The sequence below is a fragment of the Paenibacillus sp. GYB006 genome (assembly GCF_036577645.1).
In the GTDB taxonomy this organism is placed as follows: domain Bacteria; phylum Bacillota; class Bacilli; order Paenibacillales; family Paenibacillaceae; genus Paenibacillus.
The window spans coordinates 293,886-311,607 of the sequence record NZ_JARBDA010000001.1; the positions used below are offsets into that span (position 1 = coordinate 293,886).

Sequence of the window (17,722 nt, forward strand, 5' to 3'; positions counted from 1 at the left end):
GATTGTTAATCAACAGCCAACAGCGCCTAACAAAGTATTGACGCTTCAAGGCTGAAGCCCTTGGTTGTCATAGTAAAAAAATGAATAGGAATAATGAGTTTTCACTGGGGATTGTTGACGAACTCAATGTGAAATAGTGAAATGAAATAAATGGAGGGTCAAATTGGATTTAAACATAGTGTATTTTCTAGTAGGCGTCATATTTATGTGGAGTCTTATCAATAGTTTTAAGAGTTCGCGATATCAGACAGTTTACATGATCATAGCAAGTTTAGTATTTGGATACATGTATTTTCACGTTACAATGTTATTGGGTATCAGATAAGTTAAAGCATCCGTTAAGGGTGCTTTTTTCATGTTGACTGCCCTGATGAGATCAATATGTTTGATTTACATATGTTTGATTTACGGAAGAAGCTAGCGGTAGCTGGTTTTTTGAAATATGACAACTTTTCTCAAGGATGAACTGTTTAGAATGAGAGAAGCTAAATCCCTTCATTACAACAATCGATACTACCTAACTGTTCAAAGCACACAACATATTACTTTTATACCCCAAACGGATGATTTAAACGGCATTAATGCTTTCTATTAAAAAGAAAGTGAGGAGATAAAATTGAAAAATGTGAAGGTAATTGTTGGTTCGATCGCAACGGTTGTATTTCTTGCAGGATGTTCTTCCCCTCCTCGAGAAAAAAATGTTTCGGCAACTGAACAAATATCCATAACAAGAAGCGATCCTAATTCTCAGGCTATTTATGGAGGTGCTTCAGGCAGCTTGGCATATTCGTATGAAAGCTTAGAAGAACTCGAAGCAGCCTCAGTAGTAATTGCTGAAGTTAAGATAAAAGATATCCATAGCGAAGATGTGGAAAAAGATTCTACGTTGTATAATGCTGCAATTATAGACCTGATAAAAGGCAATGGTGAAGAGAAGGAGATTATTATAAAACAAGTTGGTGTGGAAGAGGCAAGGGAAAGAACGGGTAATCTTACTATTCAGCGAGATAACCCACTTATGGAGCCAGATGAAAGATACATATTATTTTTAAAGGCAGGACAGAAGGCTGAGATCGGACCTCTCTATTATGTGGCTGGCGAGTATCAGGGAAAATATGAAATTCAAGGCGATCAAGTATTCTCTGTAAATCAACAAGAGAAAACCAAAGCGATGGTAGCTGGACAAGATTTAATTTCATTTAAAGAAGAAATCAAACGTATCGTTAGCGAAAATGAATAGTCAGTTTTAGAGCACATTAGTTGAAGACAGTAGCCGAAATCGGCTACTGTCTTTTGTTATCGTTCCTCGCTATCGCAATAAAGGTTTCAGTAATTTACTGACAGCCAAAATTATTTACTATAGGAACCGATTGATTAAGCTGTAGAAAACGAATGATTTCACCGTCAATTATTTCTTCGCTAGCCCTTTGGAACCCTAAGGATTCATAAAGGTTCCCAGCAATAAAGTTATCGGGTCTATGTCCGATCATTAATTTTTTGCAGCCATTTTGCCCCAGAAGATCAATCAACTTTTTCATTGCTGCATTGGCATAACCATTTCCTTGATGATTCTCATCAATCATAAGTGCAGGTACCCAGTGGTTACCATCCTCGTCGGGGTTTTTACAAAAGACAATAAATCCGACTAGTAACGCCTCCGAATATACTCCTCGCAGCTCATAATCATCAACATATTTAGATTCTGCAATCCAATACACAATAGGAGCAGGAAAAACACTGATTTGTTCTTGCTTTACATTTAACTTGGTACAATCGTACCAGTTGTCACTTGATACTGGTTTTAATTCAATAACCACATAAATTCCTCCAGAGTTTTTAAATCACAGAGGAATTCCTCTGTGACTATAAACGTATTTTCTCCGTAACAACCACCACAGTAAGGATCTTCTTCATATCACATCACTCCTTTCGATAACAAAACGGTTATATAAAAGAAGTCTTGAATTTGCCTTAATTTAGATGTGCCATATATTCAAATGCTGTTGTTCCATATACTCTTTTAAAGTGTTTATTGAGATGGGTCAAATCAACAAAACCGCAGGCAGCTACTGCCGAATAAATATCTTTATTTTTTTCAATTAACTGTTTTGCACATTCGATTTTGCAGTTAAGAAAGTATTGGTACGGTGAAATCCCAGTATGGGCCTTAAATAATCGGATAAACTGAAATTTCGATAAATCGAGTTCTTTACATATCTCATCAAGCTTAAGTACTTGTTCTAAGTTAGCATGAAGCAAATCTTTTGCTTTTCGAATTAATGTGTTATCTTTCTTGTCGTCTGTAGAAAGATCGGTTTGAGCAAGATTATCCGTGAGGGATAAGAGCAATTCACTGCATAACGCTTCATCTTTTTCGCTCAAAATGGCTTGAGAAAGATGTAATATTCGTTGTTCAAGTTTACGATCATACATAATAGGAGTTGAAAAGCGTACGATATCCTTTTTCTTCATTACCTCTAAAAGCAATTGGGGTTCAATATACAGCATGACATAATCAAGGCCTGACTTATCATGTGCCATTCCGTCATGTGCCTGTTCTGGATTGAACAGCATAATTCCATTTTGATAAGATAATTGTAGATTTCCATCCAAGTTATAATGCTGAATACCACGCAGTGTTACCCCTATTGCGTACTCCTTGTGGGCGTGCTTTTTATATTTAAATTCACTCATACTTGCTGATAATGCCGTAATGCCTGCCGACCTTTTATAGATAAATTTGTCCATTCGGAACACCTCTCCATGCTACATCCAGATCATGATAGCAGCATAAGCTAAAAATAAAGCCATCATCACATTAACAGTCTTATTATACTTCTGTAATAACTCCTTAAAGATTGCACCAAAAAGAACCCAGGTTGTAAAAGCTGAAAATCCAATCAAAGTTATCGTTATAATACTGATCGTCAAAGCAGGGATAGCGCTATAGTACGGCATAATAAAGCTTGGAAATACAGTGAGTGTAAAGAGTACCACCTTTGGATTTAAGAACTGCATAAGGAAGCCTGATAGGAAGGTAGTCGTTTGGTTTACTGTTGGGTTTGATGTATCCGTTTTGTAAATTTGATAAGCGAGATAGAACATATAAATACTCCCGATGATCTGCATCACAATTAATATTTTCGGAATGATCGTTATCATAATCGTATTCAACAGTGCAGAAATAACAAGTAATAAACCAAAGCCAATCGTTGCACCGTACGTATATTTTATCGCCTTTTTTGCCCCGAAATTATGTACGATGGACAATATGACGATATTCGTAGGTCCAGGGGTAAAAGTAGCAATTATACAGTAAATCAAAAAAGATGTAATATCCACGAGAATGCTCCCTTCAAGATCTTCTCATATCCTACATCTAATGTGAAATGCCATATAGTATATTATTGCAGAAAGTAAGCTTCTTCCGTTTGGGAATAGAGGTGAAAAAAAGCCCTGATAAGATCAATAGATTGATCTATCAGGGCTTTTTGTATTATCTAGTTACCTAGACAGCAATTTATTTAAAAATGCCGAATGGCGCACCAATCGGAAGGAAACGGCGTCCAAAATGTGCGTTAAGAACAGATGCGCCACAACCATATAGGGAAACGATAGCAATACCCATTTCTGCATAGGCTGCAATGGTATGGAATACATGAGGTGCAACTCCAAATGCGTCGAGTGTTAATCCTAAGAAAAGAAAATCAATTAACACAAATATAATGAACAGTACCTTATTGGTTTCCATAGCACCGATCGTCATGAATAGTGTGAATATTAAATAACCTAGAAAGGCGAAGCCGAGCTGTTTCCCATCTATGTCAGCGGCCAAAATCGGACCAAATGCGCCCATCTTCATTAACCAGCTGCTCGCTACTCCGAGCCAGAAGAAGCCATAGGCACCGAATGCCGTCATCCCAAATGTATTATTATGCTTTGCGTCTTGAACAGCTGCGAAGATCTGGGCGATTGCACCAAGGAAAATAGCCCAAGGAATCACGTAACTGAGTCCTGTTGTCAGACCAAGCTTCTGTGAAGAAGCGACAAGCGTTACGATTGCTAAGCCAAATAGGCCAATTCCGCTTGGATCTGCTGTAACGATTTGTACTGATTGTTTTGCATGTGATGTCATAGTTGCCTCCAGTAAATATACATGTGAAATAGGCCAAACAGTGGGATCACCATTCTGATTAGCCTTGGAAATCATATCACAGTCATTGAAAAAGTGTAAGTAGAAATTTTTGATATACAATTCATTATTAAATAGTAGTGTATGAGATTACTACAATCTAACGTGGTGCTTGCTCAAATGGCTATCGTCCCAAGGGATAAATATGTATAATTATGGATAAATCCCGGTAGGAAATGCTCTAGCCAAGTATAAAAGCTATCTATATTAAACTACTTATTTGGGGGGACTTATGCCTAGAACACATGATGCGTCAGGAATAGCAATTATTGATGAACAGAACAGAATTTTATTAGTCCATCAAACTTATAAGAAGAAACACTGGTCGTTGCCGGGTGGAATAGTCGAAGACAATGAATCGGTTTGGGACGCTGCGAGAAGAGAACTTAAGGAAGAAATTAATGTAGAAGCGGGAGAGATCGAACTATCAGGTATGTATTATATGTCTCATCGAAATGGTTATATATATGTTTTTAGAACAAGAGAGTATTTTGGTGAATGTAAGGTAGATGGGAAAGAAATAAATGAGTATGGATTTTTTGATATCGATAATCTCCCTAGACCGATTACTAATTTTACATTGGAAAGAATAAGAGACGCAATTAACAATACGAAACCTGTATTTAAAGACCAAAACATCATAGACTATATAACACTTACATAGATTGAGGGTAGAATATAATAATCAGGAGAAAGGTGATGAATATGAAAATAAGACATTATCTAATTATGGCGATGTTATTTAGCATCATATCTCTTCTAACGGGATGTGTGCCTGGGGATGGAGCGAATAATGCTCAAGATCTTGCGGGATTTTTTAGTGGAGTATGGCATGGATGGATCGCTCCGATCTCATTAATACTCGGTTTATTCAGCGATAACATCAGATTATATGAAGTATATAACTCAGGTTGGTGGTATGATTTTGGCTTTTACATCGCTGTCATAAGTGGTTTCGGAGGAATTTCGCTTTTCCGTCGTAAAAAAGGAAACTAGAATGAGGTTAACTTTGAGTAAGAGGGATTTATAGAAAGCGAATCAGGCAACAATCCTACACTGGCTGAGTTTAATGACTTTTTTGATGTCGTTTACTTTAGCCAGTGAGGGTTTGGGGATTTAACAACTAGAATGATTCCTCCTCAACATTGCCTAACTCCCTTATAATCTTGTAAATTTCTTCAGTTCCAAAACGATCGTCGCCAAAAGGTAATACCAGTGATCCTAAAGTTACATAAAAGAATTGTTCCTCAGTCTCAACGATATTCGTAAAACTAATAGTAGCAGGAATCGGCCTGCCTTCTTTATCTTTTATTTTTGTTTCAAAACTACCGGTTAAAAGGTTTTGACCATTTTTTAGTTCAACATGTGAAATCAATGAGCTATCTATCGTGAAATTATATTTTGTTCCTTTAATAAGGAGTTCACCAGTGCCACCCTCGCCAACAAGATAATCTCCATCGGGCTTAATTTCTTGATCAATAGATATTGTGCTGTTAGTACTACTTAAATCATCGAAATCATCAAAGCCGAAATTTTCAGCTGTTTTTAGATTGTTTGGACCATCGAAAAGGGGCGGTATTTTTTCGGGATTGTAATTTTCTTTTAAATGTAGAGTGATTGGACTCGTTCCGTCAAAGGTAACGGGCTTAGAAGTTTCACTTCCTATAAGTAAGCTTACGCTAATAATAATCGCTAAACCAAGGACTCCTCCTATGGTTAACAAAACTTTTCTGTTCATAAAATAAATACACGCCTTTTCTTTTTTTATTGAAATCAAGATCGCATTCTAGAATGCACTATAGTTAAAAATATGATTATAAATAAAGATCAAGAAAATAACGAATAAGAATAGGTGAGCACTCAAAAGGTATCGTTTGATTTTCTTGAATATTTTTATTTCTTGAATTAGTTTAAGCATCCCAACGGTTAGAAGATTGACTATTAAAAAAGTGATTACGATTCCTACAGCAGAAGTAGTAAAAAGAGATAACTGATCATTGAAAGTGATGTCTCCCGGAGGCTGCGAACTGGCATCAACCCTAAACACATCAGTAATAAAATTAGATATCTTCACTGCGATCCAAGTAATAGCTGAACTAACAATAAAATGTATAAAGAATACTAGATACATAATTCACATCGCTTTTCTTTTATTAGATTATAAGTAATATATTTTATTTCCAATATTTAAGCAATATTAATTATTTAAACAATCTAATAGTCTCTTATAACAGAGTTTTCATGCATAGGGAAGTTCTAGATAAATCCTAAACCCAATCTTTGAAAACTATATCCAGGTTCAAGGGAGCGGAGTAGGCATTGATGATATTCTTTGATTTAGACGAAACGTTATTCGATTTTAAAGCAGCGGAATATCTTGCTGTGAACAATTTTTTTACGCAATGTATTGAACAGTCTAATCAACATGCGGATGACTTTTATCAATTGTGGTGTGAGGTGGGCAAGACACATTTTGATCGATTCTTACGCGGAGAGCTTACCTTTGAACAGCAGAAAATAGAAAGAATCCAAGAACTTTTTCATAGATCAGGATTACAAATAAGTGATGTTCATGCTCAGGAGTACTTCCAGATTTATTTGAATCGTTTTGAAGAGAACTGGAAGGCGTTTGATGATGTTATACCTACACTAGCAGCGCTGAGTAACCATCGGCTAGGGATTATTACGAATGGGGATTCCGCTCAGCAGAGACAAAAACTAGAGAAGATCGGGATCATGGATTATTTTCAGGTTATCGTGGCAGCCGGTGATATCGGTATATCCAAACCGAATACAGAAATTTTTGAGTATGCCTGTCGCCTTGCTGAGGAGAACCCTGCAGATTGTTATTACGTGGGGGACAATATGGATTCCGATATCATACCATGTGAGAAAATAAAGATGAGAGGCATCTGGCTTAATAGAAAAAATGAAAATAAAAGCCATACGAGAACTATTAAACGCCTGAATGAGTTACAAAGTCAATTTACTTAGGAGAGCCAAATCATGAATAATGTTTGGAATAAAATAATTTATAAAATTTGGTCCCCAATCTATGATAAAATTTTTAATTCAAAAATTTTTCTCCGTGCGCGAAAAGATATATTTCTTGAGATGCCCTTTGAGAACTCACAAAGGGTCCTTTTTGTTGGTGTAGGTACAGGAGCTGATTTAGAGTTATTGAACCATATTGATTTAGATATAACGGCTATTGATTATTCACCTGATATGTTGGGAAAAGCAAGCGCAAAATTTAAAAATTCTTCCATTATGTTTTTAGAAATGGACGCTCAAAATATGGAATTTGACGATATGTCATTTGACTATGTGGTTGGAAGTCTCATCCTTTCCGTAGTACCTGATGCTGACAAGTGTTTTCAAGAAATGAGGAGAGTTGTAAAACAAGAAGGAAGAATCGTTATTTTCGATAAGTTTAGCCCCAGTAACCATAAACTCTCGTTAGCCAAAAAGGTGATTAGACCATTAATTCGAGTGTTAGGCACAGATATTGGATTGAATTTTGAAGAGTTGTATCTAAAAAATAATGAAAATTTGTTAATAGAAGAAGATAAACCTGTCATGCTGAAAGGGATGTATAGAAAAATAGTTATTAGGAGGATTTAATATGTCTGAATATTACTGGGACAACCAAATCGAATATCTAAGAAACACCCGAGGGTTATATTACAATGATGATTACTTAAAATTTTTAGTAGAAAGCGTTTGGAAGATAAACAAACCTGTGAATATCGTAGATTATGGATGTGGCTTCGGATATTTAGGGCTAAAACTTCTTCCGTTACTACCGGACGGATGGATCTACATACACTGGTATTGATCAGGGGAAAGAATTGATTAATCAAGCCAAAGAAATATTTTCGAAGCTTTCTTATGATACGGAATTTATCGTGCTTGATATCGATGATGCTGAATTGGAACCAAAGTATGATATAGCCATCAGTCACGCATTTTTGTTACATATGACAGATCCAAAAAGAATTCTACAAAAGATGGTTGATAGCGTCCAGGATCATGGAATGGTTATTTGTTTTGAACCACACTGGATTGGTAATATGGCAAATTGTTACCTAGATGGAACCGAGCAAAGTAATGTGATTCGTTTAGGTGTTCTACAGAAATTATATGAGAGAGATCATAAACGTACGGGTAAGAACGGAAATATAGGTATCCAATTACCGATCATGCTAAGTCAGTTGGGCCTCAGGGACGTAGACTGTCGAGTTAGCGATAAGGTTAACTTTCTTGATCAAAATATGGACCCTGAACGTAAAAATACGCTGTATCGTTCCTTGAGAGAAGAAGGTTTGGGACAAGAGCCTCGTCCGGTCTCAGAAGTGATCAACCATTTAATATCTAGAGAATTAAGCGAAATGGAAGCCAAAGAACAGTATGAAGCGGAGAAAACCTTTTTTGAAAAATTTAGTCTTGAGTCTTGGTTGACCTATGCACCGAATATGAAAATTTCCTATGGGACTGTACATAGAAATTCGTAAGATAGCTGAATAAGTATGGATTAGATAGCCTTCATAGGCTTTGGATTCCCTGGGAAACCGGGGCTTTTTTTTGTTTTCGTGAAACATTCTTTAGTTGAAAACGTCTGTATTAATGTCGTTAGAAAATCATTTAAATTATAGGAGGAATTACGAAATAAGGAATTAACGTCAATTTATTTTCACGATCCATAGCTACTGTAGGTGAGACATAGACTTTGATTTGGACAAAAGCGAGCAATGGAGGGGATTTTAAATGTCTACCAAGAAAAAGATTATTATTTCCATAATTTCTGTATTCATAGTGCTAACAGCTACCCTAGCTGTTTATTATATTGTTAATTACAATACGGTCCAATCCATAAAAGAAGATGTCGGAGCCGTCAAAAAGACATTGAAACCCGGCGAGTCATTAAGCGTGATAGGAGAAATAAAAACGACCGACACAGATGAAGAAATTGATTTAGCAATGGCTCTTGCATTAAAAGATGATGTATATGTTATGAAATCCAGCGTGGTTCGGGTGATGCATGATATGACACATCAAAAAGTGGTTGCATCAGATAAATGGAACTCGATTCAAATGACTCCTGAACGGATCGAACAGATTATTAAAGTCATCGAAACCAAAGGAAACGGTTGGGATTTATACGACAACATGCTCAAGATCGCGAAGAAATGGCAAGCAGGAGATTTTTCGGAGATTGATAAAGATCATAATTATTTTTGGAAATTAGAGAATGGCAATATTGGTAAAGCGAAAGGGATCATGACGCCAGAAGAGGAAGCTGCTTTTATAGAAAAATATTGGGGTGAAAAAACCGAATAAAAACAAAACCGTAACTGACATGATGTATAACAAAGTTAAGTTGTATTCCTATCTGGAATGATTTTATATTAGTTATAATAAGAACCTTGAATTTCAAGGTTCTTATTTAAAAAATGGGATTTCCTTGTCTACAATATCTTCTTATAGAAAATGAGGATCTATTCCACCACTCTTAACTTCGTATAACAAGGGTTTTTTGAAATTTTATAATTAAAGATTCATCAATCCAGTTTATACTACCGGAAGATACATATAGAAGAATTGATAAATTACAAATTTTGATTGAAAGAGGGATAGATATGACCATCATCGGACTGATAAGACACGGAATTACAGATTGGAATAATGAATATAGGGCACAGGGCCTAGCAGATATACCACTAAATGCGGTAGGACAAAAGCAAGCTGAATTACTAGCACAAAGATTGAAGAATGAGGACTGGGATTATATTTATTCGAGTGACTTATCTAGAGCCCTTGAAACAGCAGAAATCATCGGGAGAATTAAAAATATCGATGTGAAGATTGATGAGCGATTAAGAGAAATGAACTGCGGACTGATCGAGGGAACAACGGAACAAGATCGAGTGAATAAGTGGGGATACGGCTGGTCCAAATTAGATCTTGGGATGGAATCGAATGATGACATTATTTCAAGAGGTGTGAAATGTTTTATGGATCTTTCAGAAAGGCACCCTGATAAAAAAGTATTGATTGTAAGTCACGGAGCACTGATCGGTCTATCATTAAAAAAATTCATTCCGCACTTTGATACATCAGAACATTTACACAACACATCGGTGACCATTCTAAATAAAGCGGAGCCTCGTTGGGATTGTAAGTTATATAACTGTATTACTCACCTGAATACGGAAAGGTGTGAATCTAATTAATATTAAATGTGTAGTAGCTATCACAATAGTTCTCATGTTTATTACAGGCTGTACGAAGTCCGAGCCGAAGGAATCGAGTACCTCTATAGAGCTAGAATGCAACACTCCAATATCAGAAGTGAAATGTGAAAACCAATCTTTTAATGATGAGGAATCAATTAAGATATTTGAAGAGGCAATAAATACGGCAGTAGAGAATTTGGGAGAACTGGAGTACATTGCAGAATATAATATGACTATTTTCTACTCAAACGATGTAACTAAAAATTATCATCTCTCTTTAGGATCACGTCGAACCGTAAAGGGATTACTAGTAGATCAAGAGAATACAACTCAGGGATATGAAATATCAGTGGATAATGCCAACAAATTAAGGGATTTAATATCTAAACGCTAAATAATGATCCTGCTATCGGAACTAATATGACACATGTAGTTCCAGGGACAAATAATGACAGAGGAGAACTAAATCATGAATATGTATGGTTGGGATAATTGTCCACAAGAGGTACGTGATCAGGTATACAAGCTTAATTCATCTCTCATTCACTATTTAGGATCAAAAATAATAGGAACGTATATTCATGGTTCACTATCACTTCATAGTTTCAATCCCAAAAGCAGTGATATAGATATAATTGTTCTCGTATGAATTACATAGCAGTGAATATTGGAGAAGTAAATATGAAGAACGAGTGGCTGAAGAAGATAAAAAATTCTGGGCTGAGACACCGACAGATTCGGATTTAGCATGTCACCTTACATTAGTAAGGAAGAAAGGGATATGTATTTATGGGAAGCTCATCTATGAAGTTTTTCCTGAAGTACCTGAAGCGGACTTTCGTTCTTCAATATGTAGTGGGATAGATTACGCTGCATCTGTTTTAAGGTCCAACCCGATTTATGGAATTCTTACACTTTGCAGAGTGTGGTCATATTTAGAGACAAACGAAATATTCTCAAAACGAGAGGCTGGTTTATGGGCACTTCCAAAGATACCGGACCATCTAACGTACATTGTAATACATGCAGTCGAAGTGTATGAAGGTACAAGAAATGAGATGAGTGATATCAATGAAGATCACTTGGAAGAATATAGTACACTCATGAGGAACCATATTGACTCCGCTTTATAATGTCCGCCGGAAAAAGAGGAATAAGGAGAATGGGATTGAACAAAAAAATAGGCTTATCCATCCTTATTATTGGTATAGCTTTGATCACTTTTATAGTGATATCCATATACCCTAAGACCATTCACTTACATGCACAAGGAATGAAGTATAGACTAGGTGCGGAACATATCGGAGATGAGAAGTCTGTAGCCATAGATATGAATGGCAATGTATATACAAGCCTTACAGGAAATAAAAGATTCGTTGGAACGATCTCAATTGAAGGCGAAGAAATACCTGTTCCGGAGAATCAAAGACAACTAGAGATTCACCTCGGTAAAGACCTTAGTGGGATTATGCTCTATCCATATATGGAAGATGAAAAAATCCATCATTTCTTGTATGCAACCATCTTTGTGAATCGTTCCTTTCGTGAGGCAACATTTACGGTGATCGATTATTTGGATTTAGTAGAAGGTAATCAAGGGGGGAATTGGAGTGGAGACGATGGACTTATGATCTCCGTTCCCGCTTCAGATCGAGCAGAGGCACTCCGTATATCGAATCGCCTAATGAAAGATGACCTGAACGGTTACATTTTACATTAACACTTTTTAAATAAAATATGGGTACGAAAGGAATCTTATCTAATGTAGATGAGGTTCTTTTTTTATTCTACAATAGGACAGCTTTATTAATTGTCTGCTTTTGTTATATGTATACCTTCCTATAATGTGATATTAGTCACAATTGTGATGGGATTCTGAGTGTTAGAATTTGAAGTAAGCAACAAAGAAACAAAGAAGGGGTGATTGTCTTTGATGTCTACACCGGCTCAGAAGACGAGAGCTTTTATGAAATTCATGGTGAAAAACGGCATTCTCACGTTGAGTATGACGTTAATTATAGTCCTTACTATTCGTGCCATTGAGCAGGAAGTAGAACGAAGGTGGGTAGAAGATCTGCCTATTTTTTTATTTGTGCTCGTCATTACGACGTTATTCTTCTTCATGATCTATTGGCAAAGCCATAAGCTGCGTTCTGAACAGGAATTGTTCACGAATGTATTTCAGCATAGTCCTGATGGAATTCTGGTAACGGACAGTGAACTGAATATCATCCGCATGAATCCGACAGCGAAAGAACTTCTTAAAATGGATCAGGATCCTGTCACGGTTAATTTTTGTAATCATTGTTCCAATTATGCGGGACTGAATAAGCTATGTTCCTATCATAAATGCTTTATCACAGAACCGGGAACACAATATGTGGAAGTTCAATTGACGACGACAAAGGGAATAACGAGATCCATGAATGCGAGTGTTTCGCATTATAAAGATCCGATGTATGGACCACTGAATATCATACGGTTTCAGGAAGTGGAAAAAGAAAGGCAAAAAGAACAAAACAAAATTGCGAAGATGATTACTCACTCTATCTTGTCAGCACAAGAAAATGAGCGAAAACGAATCTCCCGCGAGCTGCATGATGGGATTGGTCAGTCCCTGTATAGCATTCTCATTCAGACAGAAGTGATGAAATCTTTATTAGAAGATGAGAAAAAGTCTGTGGTCGATGAGCCATTAGATGCTCTGCAGGAGTCAATTCGAGACACAATTGAAGATATCCGCGATTTATCCGTCGAGCTTAGACCTTCTGCACTTGATGATATGGGACTTGTGGCTGCACTCCGTAATTATGTCCGGCTGTATGGTCAGAAATTTGGCATTCAAGTGTTGCTCACCATTGAAGGGGATAGTGAGTTGTTACCATCAGCTCATGAAATTGCATTTTACCGAATTGTACAAGAAGCTCTCACGAATGCAGCTAAATATTCGCGTACAGAAGTAGTCGAAGTAAAACTGAAAGTTGAACCCAGACTAGCGGAGCTGCTAATCCGCGATTACGGCGTAGGATTTACGGTGACATCTGAACTTCGTCAAGGGGTTGGTCTTTACAGTATGGAAGAGCGAGTGAATATTCTCCAAGGTGAATTTGATATTAAATCGAGTCCGAGTGAAGGAACTGTAATTGAAGTGAAAGTGCCCATTGACGAATCAATACCCTTTTAAGAAGAGAGGATTATAGAATATATATGGATATAAAAGTACTTATAGTGGATGACCATGCGGTAGTTCGTAGTGGGATTCGGGCTGTGCTGGATACAAAGCCTGGAATTACAGTGGTAGGTGAAGCGTCGGATGGAAGATCGTGTATAAAAAAAGCGCTTGAGCTAAAACCTGATATTGTGCTCATGGATCTAAGTATGCCGAATGGACGAGATGGACTGTATACGACTAGTGAGCTTTTGCAATCAATGCCAGAGGTAAAGGTGATCATTCTAACTATGCATAACGATGAACAGTATTTGTTCAGGGCACTGAAGTCAGGAGCATCCGGATATGTATTAAAATCGGCTCCCATAACAGAACTCGTAACTGCGATCAAGCAAGTGCAGCAAGGGATGGTCTATTTACAACCAGCGGATACGAAAAAAGTGATACAAGCTTATCTGCACGGAAATGCAGAAGATGCTGTAGACCGATTTGAAACGTTAACAGAGCGAGAAAAAGAAATATTTACGCTAGTCGCCAAAGGATATACCAATAAAGAAGTCGCGGAACTCCTTACCATCAGTGTGAAAACGGTGGAGAATCATAAAGGAAACATCATGGAAAAACTGAAACTAAGTAATCGTCGTGAGTTGATGGAATTCGCCTTTAAAAGGGGGTTGCTCGAATTTGACTGAACCTTCTAGCCACCATGTAACGATCCAAAAACAAATACAAACGGAATTAGAGCAGCTTAAATCGGATTTGAAACTGGACTTTATCGCAGTAGCACTTGCTGATGAGAATTATCGAGATATTCATTGGAAAATGGCGCTCGGGGCGAACACAGAACGCTATAAAAAAATTATGGTTCGTATGGGAAAAGGGATGGCTGGAAAAGCGCTGAAGTCAAAAGCCCCTTATATCGTCACCTATTTTCCAGAAGAAGTTCAGGATGAAATGCTGGAATACCCGATTTTCCTTATTGAGTCAATACGTTCGGGTATGGGGGTCTCTGTGGACTCATCACGGCCTGAACAAAAGTTATCCTATGGAGTATTACTGGTAGGTCAACGAGAAGAACGGGTATTCAGCCCACAAGAAATCGAACGAGTAGAACAAAGTGCAGCAGCGCTTGCTGCTCTCTATGATCATACCGCCGCGTTTGTCTCCTTAGCCGAGCCAGAAGAAGCAGAACAAGTAGTAGATCTGACAGGACCACTGCTACAGCAACTACGAAAATTGCATAAAGAAGGGGTTCAGTGTGAACTGCTGGATCAGCGGCTTACACGTCTTTCAAGTCATCGTCAGCAAGAAATTGCAAAAGTCTTAGATCTTCTGGTACATGATTATTTCAGCGGATTATCTAGTGCCAAAATCACGCTGGAGCAGGATGCCATAGGGTATACACTTGTCGTGTATGAAGGGAAGGGAGCCTGCTCTCATACCCATGAGTCTTTTCATGCCTTGAGAGAACTTCTAAAATCACTGAAGTCGGATCTTGAAGTATCCGTAGCACAGGATCGTCAGTCCGTACGATTCGCCATTCCTACCCGCCAACTAATGGATGAGATTCACTGGGAAGTATAGGCTAACTTAAATAGGTACATGAAGGGGGATTTCCTAGAGAACAATTGAGGGAATTCCCCAATTCTTTTTCGTCCTCCCAATAAGGATAATGAAATCATAGTAGTTAGAGTCTATGAGGAGGATAGGTCATGAAACCACCTAAAGCAATACTTCCCTTACAAACCTTAAGTTTGGTCTTAGGTTTTGCGGTTTGGGGTATTTTATCATCATTAATTGTATTTATTAAGGACGGAATTCCATTAACGGCGGGACAATTGTCTCTCGTTACCGCAGTACCTGTCGTACTTGGTTCGATCTTGCGAATCCCATTTGGTTTTTGGACCAACAAATACGGTGCTCGCAATATGTTCTTGGTCAGCTTCCTTGTATTGCTGATCCCGGTATTTTACATTAGCCGAGCAGATAGTTTCATTGATTTAATTATTGGAGGTTTGTTCCTGGGGATCTCGGGTGCAACATTCTCCGTCGGTGTTACTTCACTGCCTAAATACTATCCAAAAGAAAAACATGGTCTTGTTAACGGAATTTATGGACTTGGTAACTTAGGGTCCGCACTTAGTACGTTCTTCGCACCGGTGCTTGCAGAGCAATTTGGATGGCGTACTACGGTGCAAATTTATATGATTTTACTTGCTGTCTTTATTCTTGCGAACTTCTTCCTTGGTGATCGAAAAGAATCTAAAATGAATACTTCCTTGAAAGACCAAGTTAAAGGTGTATATAAGAATGAAAAGCTATGGTTATTATGCTTCTTCTACTTTATTACCTTTGGTGCTTTCGTTGCCTTCACTGTATTCTTGCCGAATCATCTCGTGAATAATTTTGGAATCAGTAAGGTGGATGCTGGACTGCGCGCAGCTGGATTCATTACACTCGCAACATTTATGCGTACAACAGGAGGATGGCTTGGTGACAAATTCAATCCATTCAAAATCTTATTGTTCGTATTCGCCGGTTTAACCATTGGCGGTGTTGTTCTTGCGTTCTCTCCAGGAATTTCGATCTTTACAGTAGGATGCTTGCTCATTGGACTATGTGCAGGGATTGGTAACGGTACGATTTTCAAATTAGTTCCGCTTTATTTTGCAAAACAATCAGGGATTGCAAATGGTCTGATTTCAGCCCTAGGGGGACTGGGTGGTTTCTTCCCGCCGCTAATGCTCTCCTCCCTGTTTGCAATTACAGGTCACTACGCGATCGGATTCATGGCCTTGGCGATGGTTTCCTTGTGCAGTATCCTTCTCGTACTGTATATGTACTGGCAAGATCGTATGAAACTTGCTGAGAAAATCGTAAACACTACGTCGCAAGCTGTACTTGTGACGAACTCAAAAGGAATCATTCAGACAATTAACCCGGCCTTTACAGAGATTACGGGTTACACTGCTGAAGAATCGATCGGAAAAACACCTGGATTTTTGAAATCAGGTAAACATGAAGGTCCATTTTATGATGTGATGTGGAAGCAGCTGGGAGAGAAGCATTCCTGGTCAGGCAACATTTGGAACAAGAAAAAGAACGGAAATCTATATCTGCAGTATTTAACGATTAACGGCATTCAAAATGATGTCGGAGAAATCAATTATTATGTAGGTGTATTTAGTGAAGTGGATCCAAATGAAGTTCAGAATGCTTCGCTTAAAGTAGATCGAAATACAAAGCAAAAATAAAGGGATACAAGCATGAACCGCCGTAAATAGTGAATACCTTTATGTACAGGCGCCGTTCATGCAAAAATATTCTGTAGGACATTGGCTGTGGAGCTTAGGCGCTTCACAGCCATTTCCGCATTACAGCCGTTCTCTGGTATGGGGGAGTTCCCTATGTCCTTGTTTGGAGTATGAACTCATGAGCTAACAGAAAGGATATCTGCCAGAACATGATGATATGATGATGTAAGACGTAATCAAGAATAGGGAGGTGCTGCTGTGTTATCAGGAATAAAACAAGAAGAGGTGCGAAGCATAGGCAGCCTGCCTGTACTGCAGGTGATCGGCTATAAGAATAGCGGCAAAACTACCTTATGCTGCAAGCTAATTGCAGCGCTAACGGAAAAAGGAGTTCGTGTTGGTTCAGCTAAGCGTGATGCACATACATTTGAGCTAGACGACGCGGGAACGGATAGTTCCAAACATCTAGCCAGCGGAGCGATAGAAACCGTACTTACATCGAAGACAGCGACTCGCATGATGCGAGAATCGGAGACATCTTTAGATCAAATTGCGGAGCAAATGAAGGGAAGAGTCGACCTTTTGCTTGCGGAAGGCTTCAAAACAGCTCCTTATCCAAAAATCGCACTGCTTCGTGATCAAAACGATATGGAAGATTTGCTGAGACAAGCTTCTAATATCAAGCTATTCCTTAGCTGGCAGGCTTCGCTGGCCTTAGAAGGAATTCAGTGGCAGCGAGAAAACGGCTACGCAGAGATTCCGATCATTTTCATGAATAACGAAACGACTGTCCTTCAGCACTCTATTTCCCTCGCATTATCTCTTTTATCACAGAAATGAGTCCACCCTCGCATTCAGTACATGAACATCG

19 protein-coding genes and 1 pseudogene are annotated in these 17,722 nt (G+C 38.1%); 15 read left to right on the forward strand and 5 right to left on the reverse strand.

Going from position 1 to position 17,722, the window contains the following annotated elements:
• Positions 1–616: 616 nt before the first annotated feature.
• Complete coding sequence (locus PV403_RS01390) at positions 617–1,240, forward strand: hypothetical protein (protein WP_332083360.1); 624 nt, start codon at positions 617–619, stop codon at positions 1,238–1,240.
• Between the two features lie 94 nt (positions 1,241–1,334).
• On the opposite strand, the gene PV403_RS01395 is transcribed toward PV403_RS01390, so the two are convergent.
• The 4 genes from PV403_RS01395 to PV403_RS01410 form a co-directional block, all read right to left on the reverse strand.
• Positions 1,335–1,817 carry a GNAT family N-acetyltransferase gene (locus tag PV403_RS01395; protein ID WP_332083361.1) on the reverse strand — a complete coding sequence of 161 codons (483 nt, stop codon included), beginning with the start codon at positions 1,815–1,817 and terminating at the stop codon, positions 1,335–1,337.
• A gap of 154 nt (positions 1,818–1,971) precedes the next feature.
• A complete protein-coding gene (locus tag PV403_RS01400; protein ID WP_332083362.1) occupies positions 1,972–2,748 on the reverse strand; it encodes an AraC family transcriptional regulator in 777 nt (258 codons plus the stop codon).
• A gap of 18 nt (positions 2,749–2,766) precedes the next feature.
• Positions 2,767–3,342, reverse strand: a complete 576-nt coding sequence (locus PV403_RS01405; protein ID WP_332083363.1) for a LysE family translocator — start codon at positions 3,340–3,342, stop codon at positions 2,767–2,769.
• 178 nt (positions 3,343–3,520) lie between these two features.
• On the reverse strand, positions 3,521–4,135 hold the full coding sequence (locus PV403_RS01410; RefSeq protein ID WP_191797411.1) for an acetate uptake transporter: 615 nt from the start codon (positions 4,133–4,135) through the stop codon (positions 3,521–3,523).
• A gap of 289 nt (positions 4,136–4,424) precedes the next feature.
• Here PV403_RS01410 and PV403_RS01415 point away from each other — a divergent pair, with 289 nt between their 5' ends.
• Both PV403_RS01415 and PV403_RS01420 read left to right on the forward strand, forming a co-directional pair.
• Entirely contained in the window at positions 4,425–4,856 is a 432-nt protein-coding gene (locus PV403_RS01415) for an NUDIX domain-containing protein (RefSeq protein WP_332083364.1), read from the forward strand.
• Positions 4,857–4,891: 35 nt separating this feature from the next.
• A complete protein-coding gene (locus PV403_RS01420) occupies positions 4,892–5,188 on the forward strand; it encodes a hypothetical protein (protein ID WP_332083365.1) in 297 nt (98 codons plus the stop codon).
• A gap of 127 nt (positions 5,189–5,315) precedes the next feature.
• Here the strand turns inward: PV403_RS01420 and PV403_RS01425 are convergent, their stop codons facing one another.
• Positions 5,316–5,930 carry a hypothetical protein gene (locus tag PV403_RS01425; RefSeq protein ID WP_332083366.1) on the reverse strand — a complete coding sequence of 205 codons (615 nt, stop codon included), beginning with the start codon at positions 5,928–5,930 and terminating at the stop codon, positions 5,316–5,318.
• 584 nt (positions 5,931–6,514) lie between these two features.
• Here PV403_RS01425 and PV403_RS01430 point away from each other — a divergent pair.
• The 12 genes and pseudogenes from PV403_RS01430 (at position 6,515) to mobB (ending at position 17,691) form a co-directional block, all read left to right on the forward strand.
• Complete coding sequence (locus tag PV403_RS01430; protein WP_332083780.1) at positions 6,515–7,186, forward strand: HAD family hydrolase; 672 nt, start codon at positions 6,515–6,517, stop codon at positions 7,184–7,186.
• A 12-nt stretch (positions 7,187–7,198) separates the two neighbouring features.
• Positions 7,199–7,816 (forward strand): class I SAM-dependent methyltransferase, encoded by a 618-nt coding sequence (locus PV403_RS01435; RefSeq protein ID WP_332083367.1) that lies wholly within the window; start codon positions 7,199–7,201, stop codon positions 7,814–7,816.
• A 1-nt stretch (position 7,817) separates the two neighbouring features.
• Positions 7,818–8,706, forward strand: a pseudogene (locus PV403_RS01440) (class I SAM-dependent methyltransferase).
• 253 nt (positions 8,707–8,959) lie between these two features.
• On the forward strand, positions 8,960–9,532 hold the full coding sequence (locus PV403_RS01445; RefSeq protein WP_332083368.1) for a DUF6241 domain-containing protein: 573 nt from the start codon (positions 8,960–8,962) through the stop codon (positions 9,530–9,532).
• A 299-nt stretch (positions 9,533–9,831) separates the two neighbouring features.
• Positions 9,832–10,425, forward strand: coding sequence for a histidine phosphatase family protein (locus tag PV403_RS01450; RefSeq protein WP_332083369.1), 594 nt, complete (start codon positions 9,832–9,834; stop codon positions 10,423–10,425).
• Positions 10,426–11,120: 695 nt separating this feature from the next.
• Positions 11,121–11,561, forward strand: coding sequence for a DUF4111 domain-containing protein (locus PV403_RS01455; RefSeq protein ID WP_332083370.1), 441 nt, complete (start codon positions 11,121–11,123; stop codon positions 11,559–11,561).
• A 35-nt stretch (positions 11,562–11,596) separates the two neighbouring features.
• Complete coding sequence (locus PV403_RS01460; RefSeq protein ID WP_332083371.1) at positions 11,597–12,148, forward strand: hypothetical protein; 552 nt, start codon at positions 11,597–11,599, stop codon at positions 12,146–12,148.
• A 213-nt stretch (positions 12,149–12,361) separates the two neighbouring features.
• Complete coding sequence (locus PV403_RS01465; protein WP_332083781.1) at positions 12,362–13,612, forward strand: sensor histidine kinase; 1,251 nt, start codon at positions 12,362–12,364, stop codon at positions 13,610–13,612.
• Positions 13,613–13,635: 23 nt separating this feature from the next.
• Positions 13,636–14,289 carry a response regulator gene (locus PV403_RS01470; RefSeq protein WP_191797438.1) on the forward strand — a complete coding sequence of 218 codons (654 nt, stop codon included), beginning with the start codon at positions 13,636–13,638 and terminating at the stop codon, positions 14,287–14,289.
• The gene (locus tag PV403_RS01475; protein WP_332083372.1) at positions 14,282–15,181 is read left to right on the forward strand and encodes a hypothetical protein; all 900 of its coding nucleotides are present in this window, start codon (positions 14,282–14,284) and stop codon (positions 15,179–15,181) included. The genes PV403_RS01470 and PV403_RS01475 overlap by 8 nt, the downstream gene beginning before the upstream one ends.
• Positions 15,182–15,309: 128 nt before the next feature.
• On the forward strand, positions 15,310–16,851 hold the full coding sequence (locus PV403_RS01480; RefSeq protein ID WP_332083373.1) for a nitrate/nitrite transporter: 1,542 nt from the start codon (positions 15,310–15,312) through the stop codon (positions 16,849–16,851).
• 258 nt (positions 16,852–17,109) lie between these two features.
• Positions 17,110–17,691: a molybdopterin-guanine dinucleotide biosynthesis protein B gene (gene mobB / locus PV403_RS01485; protein ID WP_332083374.1), complete on the forward strand. Its 582-nt coding sequence runs from the start codon at positions 17,110–17,112 to the stop codon at positions 17,689–17,691.
• The last annotated feature ends 31 nt before the right edge of the window (positions 17,692–17,722 follow it).

What these genes read in the sequence shown, in the direction of transcription:
- PV403_RS01400 (WP_332083362.1), bottom strand. Translation starts at nt 2,748, where the DNA reads ATGGACAAATTTATCTATAAAAGGTCGGCAGGCATTACGGCATTATCA.
- PV403_RS01410 (WP_191797411.1), bottom strand. Translation starts at nt 4,135, where the DNA reads ATGACATCACATGCAAAACAATCAGTACAAATCGTTACAGCAGATCCA.
- PV403_RS01415 (WP_332083364.1), top strand. Translation starts at nt 4,425, where the DNA reads ATGCCTAGAACACATGATGCGTCAGGAATAGCAATTATTGATGAACAG.
- PV403_RS01420 (WP_332083365.1), top strand. Translation starts at nt 4,892, where the DNA reads ATGAATATGAAAATAAGACATTATCTAATTATGGCGATGTTATTTAGC.
- PV403_RS01425 (WP_332083366.1), bottom strand. Translation starts at nt 5,930, where the DNA reads ATGAACAGAAAAGTTTTGTTAACCATAGGAGGAGTCCTTGGTTTAGCG.
- PV403_RS01430 (WP_332083780.1), top strand. Translation starts at nt 6,515, where the DNA reads ATGATATTCTTTGATTTAGACGAAACGTTATTCGATTTTAAAGCAGCG.
- PV403_RS01435 (WP_332083367.1), top strand. Translation starts at nt 7,199, where the DNA reads ATGAATAATGTTTGGAATAAAATAATTTATAAAATTTGGTCCCCAATC.
- PV403_RS01445 (WP_332083368.1), top strand. Translation starts at nt 8,960, where the DNA reads ATGTCTACCAAGAAAAAGATTATTATTTCCATAATTTCTGTATTCATA.
- PV403_RS01450 (WP_332083369.1), top strand. Translation starts at nt 9,832, where the DNA reads ATGACCATCATCGGACTGATAAGACACGGAATTACAGATTGGAATAAT.
- PV403_RS01465 (WP_332083781.1), top strand. Translation starts at nt 12,362, where the DNA reads ATGTCTACACCGGCTCAGAAGACGAGAGCTTTTATGAAATTCATGGTG.
- PV403_RS01470 (WP_191797438.1), top strand. Translation starts at nt 13,636, where the DNA reads ATGGATATAAAAGTACTTATAGTGGATGACCATGCGGTAGTTCGTAGT.
- PV403_RS01480 (WP_332083373.1), top strand. Translation starts at nt 15,310, where the DNA reads ATGAAACCACCTAAAGCAATACTTCCCTTACAAACCTTAAGTTTGGTC.